We start from the raw sequence: 12,848 nt of genomic DNA on the forward strand, positions 1-12,848 counted from the left end.
TCGAACGTCGAGCGCTGTCCCGTGGCCTCTGGTCTACGCCGGGGGCATGGGGTCGGCAAGACCGCGTGCGGTGTCAAGCGGGAGATCGTTGCGCCGTCGTAACGCTGCGTTCTAGAGGAGGGAGGGCACCTCCGTGGCCGCGACCTCCCGGGCCGCCCGCTCCAACGCGCTGGCCAGCAGCGCCAGATCCGTCGGGCCGTTCCCGAGTTCACGCACCGGGCGGCGGGCCGGTGGATCGCCCATCCGCTGCCAGTCCAAGGGCACCACCGTCGGCCGCAGCGTCGCCGTCCGCGGGATACGGCCGGTTACCCGCCCGCCCTGGAACGCCGTCGTACGGCCGTCCGCCCACGTCAACCGGCCGCGCCCCGGCGCCGGTTCGTCCGGACCGGCCGCCACCGCGTCCAGCGTGACCCGCAGCGCCGCCCGCCGCGCCGGTTCGGACTCCGCCGTACGGCCGCCCGAGGTCGCCGCGGCGACCAGGTGCACGCCGAGCCGCTCGCCCTCCCGCGCCACCGCCTCCAACGCCCGGATCACCGAACCCGCCGACGGTCTGCCGGGGGAGCCGAGCGGGGGCGAGACCAGCGCGTCCAGATCGTCGACGACGACCACGAGACGGGGCAACGGTGGCGCCGACTCGGTCCGTTGCCGGGCCGCGCCGCCCGGGCGCAGACGCATGGTCGAGCTGGGCGGGGAGTCCAGGTCGCCGTTCCCGGCCGCCCCACGCTGGGCGACCATACGGCCCGTCAGCTCACGGCCCGTGTGCCACTCGGCGAAGTCGGACCGGCCCAGCAGCTCCGCGCGGCGCTTCAGCTCGGCGCTCAGGGACTGCGCGAACTCCCGCATCCGGACCGGGTCGTTGGCGGCGAGATGGGTGGTCACATGCGGTACGTCCGTACAGACCCTGAGGCCCTCGCCGTGGCCGCCGCCCACCGCGCCCACACCGTCCCGGCCGTCCATCAGGACGATGCTCAGCCGGTCCGGCCGCTCGGCCGCGGCCAGCGACGCGACGACCGCCCGCAGCAGTTCCGTACGGCCGCTGCCCGCCGGGCCCTCGATCAGCAGATGCGGGCCGTCGGCCACCAGGTCCGCGCTGACCGGCCCGCGCGGTCCGGCGCCGAGCACGACCCAGGCCCGTCCGCCGAGCGCCTCGGTGTCGTCCGCCGCGTCCGCCCAACGGGCCATCAGCGACGCCGGGGTGGCCCTGGCCAGTCCCAGCTCGTCCAGCAGCCGCGCCTGCTGGGGCAGCGGCGCCGACACGCGCGCGTGCCGCTCCTGTCCGGTGCCGTCCGTACGCAACGGGGCGAGCGCCCGCGCGAACCGCTCCGCCCAGGCGGGGGAGACGGCGTCCACGGCGGCGACCGTGCCGTGGCCGACGGGGCCGGCCGGGGTCTCGCCCGCCGAAGCGAGGTCGCTGTCGGCCGCGCTGCCGGTGGCCCGCGCCACCCGCAGCAGCCGCAGTGCCGTCGCCACGTCGCCGCTGAGCAGCGCGACCGCACCGCACGCGCGGAACGTCGGCGCCGCCGTGCACGCCGCCTCGTACGTCTCCGTCACCGGCGACGCCGGCGAGGCCGGTGACGTCTCGGCGAGGCACACCACATGGATCCCGGCCCGCGGACCCTCCAGCGCCAGCCGCGCCACGGCCTCGCGCACATCGGCGCCGCCGGGGTCCCCGTCGACGACGAGGACGGTGTACGGCCCCACGAAGCCCGGGGTGCCCTCGGCCTCGTCGTCCCGCGCCCAGGAGGGACGCCGGGGCGTAGCCGCCGTGGCCTGCGCGGGCAGGTCCTCCAGCCGCCTGAGCAGCTCCTCCGTGCGGGCCGTGGCCTGCTCGCGGTCGTAGGCGAGGAGCAGGCGGCAGTCCTGGCCGTGGCCGGGGCGCAGATGCGGGAGCCAGCCGAGCCAGGCCCACTCGGCCGTGCGCTCCGCCACGGAGCGCGAGCGGTCCGCGCTGAGCAGGACTATCTCCAGGGTGTCGGGGGAGTGCAGCGCGGCGAGCTGGGCGAGCACCGCGCGGGCCAGCCCGGCCAGCCGCGCGCGCGGACCGGCCAGGCCCAGCGCCCCGGCCTCCCGCAGATCGGCGGTCACCGGCACCGCTGGCAGCAGTCCCGAGCCGTCGGGAGCGGCCCGGTCGGCCGTGCCCAGCCGCACCGTCAGCGCCTCCGGGTGGCCGGGGCCGCGCTCCCACAGCCGGGGCCCCGGCCCCAACGCCGTCAGCAGCAGTGCTGCCGGGTCCGGCCAGGTCTCCGGAGCCTGGGGCGCCCCCGAGACGGGTTCGGCCACCGGGGCGGCGGCCGTCTCGTCGTCGTACGCCTCGCTTCGGGACGCCGCCGCGTCCTGTTCGCCCCGGCCTCCGGTGAGCCGCCGCGCCCAGGCGCCGAGCCCGCCACGCTTGCGCAGGCCCTGCGGCACGTCGGTGCCGCGGAGAGGGGTGCCCTTGCGGCGGCCGGTGCCCGGAGCGTCCGTGGCGTCGGCCCCGTCCGCGGTGCGCGCGTGCTCGGCGGCGTCGGCATCGCGGCGGGCGGCTCCGCCGGGCATGGGGCCGCCTGGCACGGGGGCGTTGTGCATGGGGCCGCCGACGGGGCCGCGCTGTGCCGGGTCGGTGTAAGTCCCCTCAGAGGTCGGGGTGTTGCCGGAGGGCGCGTGGCTTCCTCTCGTGCCTCCGAGGTCTCCGCTCGTGCCTCCGAGGTCTCCGCCGCGGGGGGTGTCGCCGTGCGCGTACGCCTCTCCCGCGCCCAGCCGTCCCCCGTGCGTCCGCCCGCTGTCCCCCGCACCCGGCCAGGAGCCCTTCGGGTCCGCCCCCGAGGCACCCGCGCCCGAGCCATCCGCGCCCGGCCCTGAGGCGCCCGCGGCGCGTGCCGCCCCCGCCACGTCCGACACCCGGCGTCGGGAACCGCCGCCCCGGGTCCGGGTCTCGTAGGGCCGGTTCCCGCGGCTCTCGATCCGGGGGGCGCCGCCCTGGCCGGGCACGACGGGCTCCTCGGCGCTGCCGTGTCCCTGTCCACGGGCCTGCCCCTGAGCCTGCCCCTGGCCCTGTTCGGCCCATCCGGCCGTGCCGGTCGTGTGCCAGGTCGGGGCGGAGGGAGCTGCGTCGGCCCCGTCGGCGTCCTCGTCCGGCGGCGTGGGCACGCGTACGTGTCCCTCGCCGTCCGGGGCCGTGGGCAGGTGGGCGCCGGGGCCGCCGGGCGGGGCCAGGCGGAGCGCCGACTCGCCGATGCGCAGCAGGGCGCCGGGAGGGAAGCGGACCGGACGGGTGCCCACGCGGGTGCCGTCCAGGGCCGTGCCGTTCGTGGAGTCGAGGTCGGCGAGCAAGACGCGGCCGTCGGCCCCGACCGTGACCGCGCAGTGCAGCCGGGAGACGTCCGGGTCGTCGAGCGGGACGTCGGCGTCGGCGGAGCGGCCGATCTCGATCCGGCCGCCGTGCAGCAGATGGACCCCGCCCGCGTCCGGGCCCGCGACCACGTCGAGACGGGCCGGGGCGTCGGCCACCTCGGGGTGCGGCTCGGGGTCGGTGGGCGCGCCGAGCGACAGCACCGCGCCGTCGGTCAGCGGGGGTTCGCCGAGGGTGCAGCGCTGGGTGTCCAGGCGCTCGGCACCGGCGTACAGCACGGGCTGGCCGGTGGTGGGGGCGCCGTCACCGGAGACCGCGGAGGCGAGTGCGGAGGTTATCGCCGCCAGGGCCGTCCCCGCGGGTGCCGTGACCAGCACGTCGCACGTCGGGGTGCGGCCCCGGGCGGCCTCGGGAGGCGGGGCCAGCGGGTCTACGACGGTCAGCCGGATCTGCATCGCCGTCAGCGGTCCCTTCTGCCCGGGCGCGGACAGTCCCCCACCCCGCGCGAGCACATCGGCCAGTACTGCACGCATCCTCGCACCTGCCACTGACAGTGTGCCCGCCCCCCGGCGGTAAGTGATCTTGATTGGTCAGCTCTGCCCCCAAAAGTGCCTGACCAATGCCGCGCCGTTGATCACTTGAGATCGGTCACGTCCGGCTCTGGCAACCGGCCGACCGGGTCGAGCGTCTTTCCTTCGAACAACTACGGGAACCGGTACGTAAGACGCACAGAACGACGACAGGCCGCCGCCAGGGGATGCGGCACTACAGTGGACCGGAACACAGGCAAGCAAGCAGGGAGCGCATGACGTGCGGCCGGTAGGCAGCAAGTACTTCCTCGAGGAGCCGCTCGGACGCGGCGCGACGGGGACCGTCTGGCGAGCCCGCCAGCGCGAGGCCGCGGGCGCCGAGGCGGCCGTGCAGGGCCAGCCCGGTGAGACCGTCGCGATCAAGGTCCTCAAGGAGGAGCTCGCGAGCGACCCGGACATCGTGATGCGGTTCCTGCGGGAGCGCTCCGTCCTGCTCCGGCTCACCCACCCCAACATCGTCCGGGTCCGCGACCTGGTCGTCGAGGGCGATCTGCTGGCCCTGGTCATGGACCTCGTCGAGGGCCCCGACCTGCATCGCTACCTGCGCGAGAACGGCCCCTTCACCCCCGTCGGCGCCGCCCTGCTCACCGCGCAGATCGCCGACGCCCTCGCCGCGAGCCACGCCGACGGCGTCGTCCACCGCGACCTGAAGCCCGCCAACGTCCTGCTCCGGCAGAACGGCGGCCAGATGCACCCGCTGCTGACCGACTTCGGCATCGCGCGCCTCGCCGACTCCCCGGGTCTGACCCGTACCCACGAGTTCGTGGGCACGCCCGCGTACGTCGCCCCCGAGTCCGCCGAGGGCCGCCCGCAGACCTCCGCCGTCGACATCTACGGCGCCGGCATCCTGCTGTACGAACTGGTCACGGGCCGTCCCCCGTTCTCCGGCGGCTCGGCCCTCGAAGTCCTCCACCAGCATCTGAGCTCGGAGCCGCGCCGCCCGTCCACGGTCCCGGACCCGCTGTGGACGGTCATAGAGCGCTGTCTGCGCAAGAACCCCGACGACCGGCCCAGCGCCGAGAACCTCGCGCGCGGCCTGCGCGTCGTCGCCGAGGGCATCGGGGTGCACGCGAACTCCGCGCAGATCGCCGCCGCCGAGAATGTCGCGGCCCTCCTCGCGCCCGACCCGGCCCCGGCCGCCGTACCGGGTTCCGCGGACCCCACCCAGGTGCTGCCGCACGGCGCGGGGGCGTACGACCCGAACGCCGCCACCAACGTGCTGCCGCACGTGGGCGCCGCCGACCCCACCGCCGTGCTGCCCAACCGCGGCGCGGCTGACCCGACGGCCGTCATGCCGCCGGTGCCGCAGGGGCAGCCCGGCCAGCCCGGCGGACCCGGCCCCGAGGACCCGCACCCCTGGCAGAACCAGCTGCGCGCGGCCCGCGACCGCAACGAACAGACGCAGGTCCAGTACCTCGACCCGAACCAGGACCCGCTGCGCCGCCGCCCCCAGCGGCAGGTCGCCCGCCCGCAGCAGCAGCCGCGCCCCCAGCAGCGCCCGCAGCCCCAGCAGCCCCAGCAGGGGTACGGCTATCCGCAGCAGCAGCAACCGCAGCGGTACGCCCCCCAGCCGCAACCCCAGCAGCCCCCGCAGCGCTACGCGCCGCCGCCCCAGCAGCCGCAACAGCCCCAGCAGCGCGAGCCCCGGCAGCGCAGCTCCAGCCCGATGAAGATCCCCGGGCTCGGCTGCCTCAAGGGGTGTCTGTTCACGATCGTCATCCTGTTCGTCGCGGGCTGGCTGATCTGGGAACTGAGCCCGTTGCAGGACTGGATCGGCACCGGCAAGAGCTACTGGGACCAGATCGGGGACTGGATCGGGACCGTGTCCGGGTGGATCGGTGACCTGGGTGGCGGTTCGTCCGGCCAGTGACGCTTTGGGCCGCTCCGGCTCCCGGCGAGTCTGTTGATTTGTCGACACCCAGCGGGTGATTTCGGTCTCCGCGGTGAAGGTCGGCTCGTCGGACGCGTATTTTTGTCGCCAAGTCGCGTCGGTAGGAGCAGCCTTGGCACGGAAGATCGGCAGCCGGTACACCGCCCACCAGATCCTCGGGCGGGGCAGCGCCGGCACGGTGTGGCTGGGCGAGGGGCCCGAGGGCCCCGTCGCCATCAAGCTGCTGCGCGAGGACCTGGCGTCCGACGAGGAGCTCGTCGGACGGTTCGTGCAGGAGCGCACGGCGCTGCTCGGTCTGGAGCACCCCAACGTCGTCTCGGTCCGTGACCTGGTCGTCGACGGCAACGACCTCGCGCTGGTCATGGACCTCGTCCGCGGCACCGATCTGCGCACCCGCCTCGACCGCGACCGGCGGCTCGCCCCCGAGGCCGCGGTGGCGATCGTCGCCGACATCGCCGACGGGCTCGCGGCCGCGCACGCGGCGGGCGTCGTGCACCGGGACGTCAAGCCGGAGAACGTCCTCCTCGACATGCAGGGCCCGCTGGGCCCCGGCGGCTCGCATCGCGCGCTGCTCACCGACTTCGGGGTCGCGAAGCTGATCGACACCCCGCGGCGGACCCGGGCCACGAAGATCATCGGTACGCCGGACTATCTGGCGCCGGAGATCGTCGAGGGGCTGCCCCCGCGCGCGGCGGTGGACATCTACGCGCTGGCCACGGTGCTGTACGAGCTGCTGGCCGGCTTCACGCCCTTCGGCGGCGGGCACCCGGGCGCGGTGCTGCGCCGCCATGTGACGGAGACCGTCGCCCCGCTGCCCGGCATCCCCGACGAGCTGTGGCAGCTGATCGTGCAGTGCCTCGCCAAGGCGCCGGCCTCCCGGCTGCGGGCCTCCGAGCTCGGGGCGCGGCTGCGGGAGCTGCTGCCGATGCTGGCCGGGATGCCGCCGCTGGACGTGGACGAACCGGACGCGGAGGACGACGAGGGCGACGAGGCCGCTCCGGCGGAGGAGCCGGCGCCGTCCTCTTCGTCGCCGGTGCGGCGGGGAGCGGTGCCGCTGGTGCCGGGGGCGAAGCCGGCCGACTCCAACCGGGACACGCATACGTCGATGAGGGTGCCGGCGCCTGATGAGCTGGCGGGGGGTGCGCGGGGGACGGCGCGGGTGCCGCGGGCCTCCGGGGCGCCGCGGCCGGGTTCGGCGCGGAACCGGGCGACCACGCGGCGGCGCCGGGTGGTGGTGAGTGTGGCGGCGGTGCTGCTGGTGGTCGCGGCCGGGGTCGGTACCTGGGCGGCTGTGTCCGGGGACGACGCGGGGGCGACGCCGCAGGACACGAAGAACTCGACGCCGGTCTCGCCGTGACGTGACGGGCCGGTGGGGGTGCGCGCAGGATCTTCCTCGCCCCCGCCGCCCCTACCCGTCCCATCCCTGGGGGCTGCGCCCCCAGACCCCCGCTGTCGGCCCCGAAAGGGCCTCGTCCTCAAACGCCGGACGGGCTGAGTGATGCACAGGCCCGGCCGAGGTCGGTTGCCACAGCCGTTAGGCTGGAGGCGTGGCAGTCGTCGATGTATCCGAAGAGCTCAAGTCCCTCTCCTCGACCATGGAGTCGATCGAGGCCGTTCTGGACCTCGACAAGCTGAGGGCAGACATCGCCGTGCTCGAGGAGCAGGCGGCCGCGCCGTCCCTGTGGGACGACCCGGACGAGGCGCAGAAGATCACCAGCAAGCTCTCCCACCTCCAGGCGGAGGTGCGGAAGGCCGAGGCCCTGCGCGGACGGATCGACGATCTCTCCGTGCTCTTCGAGATGGCCGAGGAGGAGGACGACCCGGACACCCGCGCCGAGGCGGAGTCCGAGCTGGTCTCCGTGAAGAAGGCGCTGGACGAGATGGAAGTCCGCACGCTCCTCAGCGGTGAGTACGACGCCCGTGAGGCGCTCGTCAACATCCGCGCCGAGGCCGGCGGCGTCGACGCCGCCGACTTCGCCGAGCAGCTCCAGCGCATGTACCTGCGCTGGGCCGAGCGGCACGGCTTCAAGACCGAGATCTACGAGACGTCGTACGCCGAAGAGGCCGGCATCAAGTCGACCACCTTCGCGGTGCAGGTGCCGTACGCCTACGGCCAGCTCTCCGTCGAGCAGGGCACCCACCGGCTCGTGCGGATCTCGCCCTTCGACAACCAGGGCCGCCGGCAGACGTCGTTCGCCGGTGTGGAGGTCCTGCCCGTCGTCGAGCAGACCGACCACATCGACATCGACGAGTCCGAACTGCGGATCGACGTCTACCGGTCCTCCGGCCCCGGCGGCCAGGGCGTCAACACGACCGACTCCGCAGTGCGCATCACACACCTGCCCACCGGGATCGTCGTCTCCTGTCAGAACGAGCGCTCGCAGATCCAGAACAAGGCCACGGCCATGAACGTTCTGCAGGCGAAGCTGCTGGAGCGGCAGCGCCAGGAGGACCGGGCCAAGATGGACGCCCTCAAGGACGGCGGCAGCTCCTGGGGCAACCAGATGCGGTCGTACGTCCTGCACCCGTACCAGATGGTCAAGGACCTGCGGACGGAGTTCGAGGTCGGCAACCCGCAGGCGGTGCTCGACGGCGAGATCGACGGGTTCCTGGAAGCGGGAATTCGCTGGCGCAAGCAGCAGGAGAAGTAACTTTGTCGACTTGACCATCCGCGCAATCCCGTGATGGTCGACTCTTCAACCGCCCCCGATTCGGGGGCGGTTGTCTTTTTGTCCGGGTTCTACAGCTCGCTCACAGCGGTTAATTCCGGCATAAGATCGCCTAGTCGGGCATCCGGCGCACTACTCCCTTGACGTTGCTTTGAAAAATGGGAAGGGTAAAGCGCGGCATGCGTATCTCTGGGGCGCATGTGAACCGGGGGAGAGTTGAGTACCGCCACCCCCGTTGATCACGGCCCCGAGCGCCGCCCAATCGACGATGAGCTACTGGGGGTAGCAACCACATGACCAAGAAGACGCGGATCCGGATCGCGCGCATAGCCGCCGGTGCCGTGATCGCGGCCGGTGCCTCGCTGACCGCCGCCGGCGCCGCTTCCGCGCTGGAGATCGACGTGAACGTCGCCGGTATCGGCGTCAACGTCGACACCGGTACCGGTGAGGACGATCCCACGCCTCCCGCGCCCACGGACATCCCGACCGATCCGGCGCCCACCGACCCGGCCCCGACCGACCCCGCTCCGACGGACCCGGCTCCCACCGACGAGCCGCCCATCACCGAGGAGCCCACGACCGAGCCCACCGAGCCGACCGAGGACCCGACGGAGGAGCCCTCCGAGGACCCGACCGACGACGGCGGCAACGGTGGCGGCGGCAGCGACAACGGCAACGGCGGTGGCGGCAACAACGCCGACCCCGACGGCGGCTCCGACGCCTCCGCCCAGGAAGAGGGCTCCTCCGCCCTCGCCGACACCGGCTCCGACACGACCGCCCAGGGCGGTGGCGGCGAGCTCGCCGAGACCGGTGCCGGGCAGACCGCCTTCCTGCTGGTGGGCGCCGCCACGATGATCGCCGGCGGTATCGGCTTCCGCATCCTGCCGCGCCTCATGGGCGGCCGCGGCGGCGCTGTCGCCTGACGGTAGTCACGCGCACGCGCAGCGTGCGCCTGTCGTACGACGAGAGGCCCGGAGCGAGTCCTTCGCTCCGGGCCTCTCGGGCGTCCGTGCCGGCGTTACGCGGTCTGGTGCGCCAGCAGTGCCACCGCCGCGATCAGTACCGCGAGCAGGGCGATCAGTGTCATGGGGTTGAGCTGTGCGAACGGGTTCTGGTTCTCCTGCGAGAGCCGCTCGCGGTTGGCGCGGCACACGGGGCAGCGGCCCTCGTTGACGGGCGCCGCGCAGTTCGCGCACACCAGCCGGTCGTACGTCATGCGCTCGCCCTCCTCATACCGGTTCTCTCCACAGAACGCTCCCGGGGCGGAGAACGTTCCCCCTCCACTGTGCCAGGTTCCCTCGGAATCGGCTCGGGCGCTCCCGGAAGGCCGTGCACAAAAGGCACAAGCAGCACGCAACCGCAACCTGTGCCTGCGCTCACACACCCGGTTCGCGTATGGTCACGCTCATCTACCCCCGGCTAACCGTGGTGCATCCGTGATCCGATTCGACAACGTCTCCAAGGTCTACCCCAAGCAGACCCGCCCCGCACTCAGGGATGTCTCCCTGGAAGTGGAGAAGGGTGAGTTCGTCTTTCTCGTCGGGTCCTCCGGCTCCGGAAAGTCCACCTTCCTGCGGCTGGTGCTCCGCGAGGAGCGGACCAGCCACGGCCAGGTGCACGTCCTGGGCAAGGACCTCGCGCGCCTCTCCAACTGGAAGGTGCCGCAGATGCGCCGCCAGCTGGGGACGGTGTTCCAGGACTTCCGGCTCCTGCCCAACAAGACGGTCGCCGAGAACGTGGCCTTCGCGCAGGAGGTCATCGGCAAGTCGAAGGGCGAGATCCGCAAGTCCGTGCCGCAGGTGCTCGACCTCGTCGGGCTCGGCGGCAAGGAGGACCGGATGCCGGGCGAGCTGTCCGGTGGTGAGCAGCAGCGCGTCGCCATCGCGCGGGCCTTCGTCAACCGGCCCAAGCTGCTGATCGCCGACGAGCCCACCGGCAACCTCGACCCGCAGACCTCCGTCGGCATCATGAAGCTGCTCGACCGGATCAACCGGACGGGCACCACCGTGCTGATGGCGACGCACGACCAGAACATCGTGGACCAGATGCGCAAGCGCGTCATCGAGCTGGAGCAGGGCCGCCTCGTCCGCGACCAGGCGCGCGGCGTCTACGGCTACCAGCACTGACCGCACAGTCCACGGAAAGGCCCAACCAGACGCCATGCGCGCCCAGTTCGTACTGTCCGAGATCGGTGTCGGTCTCCGTCGCAATCTGACGATGACGTTCGCCGTCGTCGTCTCCGTCGCCCTGTCCCTCGCCCTGTTCGGCGCCTCGCTCCTGATGAGCGACCAGGTCAGCACCATGAAGGGCTACTGGTACGACAAGGTCAACGTCTCGGTCTTCCTCTGCAACAAGAGCGACGCCGAGTCCGACCCCAACTGCGCCAAGGGCGCGGTGACCGACGACCAGAAGAAGCAGATCCTCGCCGACCTGGACAAGATGTCGGTCGTCGAGAAGGTCACCTACGAGACCCAGGACCAGGCGTACAAGCACTACAAGGAGCAGTTCGGCGACTCCCCGCTGGCCGCCTCCCTCACGCCGGACCAGATGCAGGAGTCGTACCGGATCAAGCTCAAGGACCCGGAGAAGTACCAGGTCGTCGCGACCGCGTTCGACGGCCGGGACGGCGTGCAGTCGGTGCAGGACCAGAAGGGCATCCTCGACAACCTCTTCGGGCTGCTGAACGGCATGAACTGGGCGGCGCGCGCGGTCATGGCGCTGATGCTCGTCGTGGCGCTGATGCTGATCGTCAACACGGTGCGCGTCTCCGCGTTCAGCCGGCGGCGCGAGACCGGCATCATGCGCCTGGTCGGTGCCTCGGGCTTCTACATCCAGGCCCCGTTCATCATGGAGGCCGCGGTCGCCGGTCTGATCGGCGGCGGCGTCGCCTGCGCCTTCCTGGTGGTCTCCCGGTACTTCATCATCGACCACGGCCTGGCCCTGTCCGAGAAGCTGAACCTGATCAACTTCATCGGCTGGGACGCCGTACTGACGAAGCTTCCGCTGATCCTGGCCACCAGCCTGCTGATGCCGGCGATGGCCGCTTTCTTCGCGCTGCGCAAGTACCTCAAGGTGTGACGCACGCCAACAGGGCCGTCCGGTCAACCGACCGTGCGGCCCTTCGCGTTGTCCTAGACTCACCCGCATGTCAGGCCGCGACCTGTTCTGTCAGCCCCGCCGTGTAGGCCGCGGGGCGGCTCTGACGTTGGTGTTCGCGAGTGTGCTGGTCGCGGGGGCGGCGACGGGGTCGCTGCCGGGACCCGACCGGAAATCCACGCCCGACGCGGCCCGTTCGGCCGCTCCCGCCGGGCATCACCAGGACGTGGCGAAGGCCGCCGAGGAGGCCATGGCCGACGGCAAGTCGCCCATGGAGGCCGCCGAGCGGGCCGTCAGTCGCAGCGGGGACCGGTGGGGGGCCGTCTACTCCCAGGGGGAGTACGAGGAGTTCGAGGAGGCCCTCGACGGCCGGTACACCGGCGTCGGGCTGTGGGCCCGGCGGGAGCGCGACGGCCGGATCGAGGTGACCAAGGTGCGCGCCGGGTCGCCCGCGGCCGGGGCCGGGATCCGCGCCGGGGATCTGCTGCGCAGTGTGGACGGCGCCGACGTCGACGGGCGGCCGGTCACCGAGGTCGTCTCCTTACTGCGCGGTGACGCCAAGGACGCGGCCGCCGGGACGGCGGTCACCCTCGGCCTGGAGCGCGGCACACGCGCGTGGACGCAGACCGTGCGGCGGGCGCGCCTGTCCACCGACTCGGTCACCGTGCGCAAGCTCCCCGGCGGGATCACCCTCATCAAGATCGACTCCTTCACGAAGGGTTCGGGCGACGTCGTGCGCGACGCGGTCCGGCAGGCCCCCGTCGGCGCCGGGATCGTCCTCGACCTGCGCGGTAACTCCGGCGGGCTCGTCACCGAGGCCGTCACCGCCGCCTCCGCCTTCCTCGACGGCGGCCTCGTCGCCACCTACGACGTCGACGGCGAGCAGCAGGTCCTGCACGCCGACTCGGGCGGCGACACCACCAGACCCCTGGTCGCACTCGTCGACGGGGGCACGATGAGCGCGGCCGAGCTGCTCACCGGCGCGTTGCAGGACCGCGGACGGGCCGTCGTGGTGGGCTCCCGGACCTTCGGCAAGGGCTCGGTGCAGATGCCCAGCCGGCTGCCGGACGGGGCGGTCGCCGAGCTGACCGTGGGCCACTACCGCACCCCCTCCGGGCGGGGTGTCGACGGCAAGGGCATCACTCCGGACCTGGAGGCCGACCAGCAGGTGCTGGAGCGGGCGGAGACCGTGCTGAGCGGGCTCGCCCCCGAGTCGTAGGCCACGCGCGTCCCACGCCGTAAACGGCTTTCCACGCACCCCCTCCGTAGTGCGA

General features: G+C 73.0%; 9 protein-coding genes. 7 read left to right on the forward strand and 2 right to left on the reverse strand.

The genetic code is table 11. The features are described from left to right. Positions 1 to 111 precede the first annotated feature (111 nt). On the reverse strand, positions 112 to 3,783 hold the full coding sequence (locus OG885_RS27590; RefSeq protein ID WP_405742908.1) for an FHA domain-containing protein: 3,672 nt from the start codon (positions 3,781 to 3,783) through the stop codon (positions 112 to 114). 355 nt (positions 3,784 to 4,138) lie between these two features. Between OG885_RS27590 and OG885_RS27595 the strand changes: the two genes are divergently transcribed. From OG885_RS27595 to OG885_RS27610, 4 genes are all read left to right on the forward strand, one after another. Next, positions 4,139 to 5,788, forward strand: coding sequence for a serine/threonine-protein kinase (locus tag OG885_RS27595; RefSeq protein ID WP_405736236.1), 1,650 nt, complete (start codon positions 4,139 to 4,141; stop codon positions 5,786 to 5,788). Positions 5,789 to 5,921: 133 nt separating this feature from the next. Continuing rightward, the gene (locus OG885_RS27600) at positions 5,922 to 7,166 is read left to right on the forward strand and encodes a serine/threonine-protein kinase (RefSeq protein WP_405736239.1); all 1,245 of its coding nucleotides are present in this window, start codon (positions 5,922 to 5,924) and stop codon (positions 7,164 to 7,166) included. Between the two features lie 190 nt (positions 7,167 to 7,356). After that, entirely contained in the window at positions 7,357 to 8,460 is a 1,104-nt protein-coding gene (prfB, locus tag OG885_RS27605) for a peptide chain release factor 2 (RefSeq protein ID WP_405736242.1), read from the forward strand. Positions 8,461 to 8,771: 311 nt separating this feature from the next. Then, the gene (locus OG885_RS27610; protein WP_405736245.1) at positions 8,772 to 9,401 is read left to right on the forward strand and encodes a hypothetical protein; all 630 of its coding nucleotides are present in this window, start codon (positions 8,772 to 8,774) and stop codon (positions 9,399 to 9,401) included. Positions 9,402 to 9,496: 95 nt separating this feature from the next. Here the strand turns inward: OG885_RS27610 and OG885_RS27615 are convergent, their stop codons facing one another. After that, the gene (locus OG885_RS27615) at positions 9,497 to 9,694 is read right to left on the reverse strand and encodes a hypothetical protein (protein ID WP_399961519.1); all 198 of its coding nucleotides are present in this window, start codon (positions 9,692 to 9,694) and stop codon (positions 9,497 to 9,499) included. A gap of 220 nt (positions 9,695 to 9,914) precedes the next feature. Between OG885_RS27615 and ftsE the strand changes: the two genes are divergently transcribed. The 3 genes from ftsE to OG885_RS27630 all read left to right on the forward strand — a co-directional run bounded on the left by ftsE (position 9,915) and on the right by OG885_RS27630 (position 12,793). After that, on the forward strand, positions 9,915 to 10,604 hold the full coding sequence (gene ftsE, locus OG885_RS27620; RefSeq protein ID WP_020132390.1) for a cell division ATP-binding protein FtsE: 690 nt from the start codon (positions 9,915 to 9,917) through the stop codon (positions 10,602 to 10,604). A 34-nt stretch (positions 10,605 to 10,638) separates the two neighbouring features. Then, the gene (ftsX, locus tag OG885_RS27625) at positions 10,639 to 11,556 is read left to right on the forward strand and encodes a permease-like cell division protein FtsX (protein WP_399961521.1); all 918 of its coding nucleotides are present in this window, start codon (positions 10,639 to 10,641) and stop codon (positions 11,554 to 11,556) included. 67 nt (positions 11,557 to 11,623) lie between these two features. Next, positions 11,624 to 12,793 carry a S41 family peptidase gene (locus OG885_RS27630; RefSeq protein WP_405736249.1) on the forward strand — a complete coding sequence of 390 codons (1,170 nt, stop codon included), beginning with the start codon at positions 11,624 to 11,626 and terminating at the stop codon, positions 12,791 to 12,793. The last annotated feature ends 55 nt before the right edge of the window (positions 12,794 to 12,848 follow it).

The organism is Streptomyces sp. NBC_00028, from assembly GCF_045041065.1.
Taxonomy (GTDB): domain Bacteria; phylum Actinomycetota; class Actinomycetes; order Streptomycetales; family Streptomycetaceae; genus Streptomyces.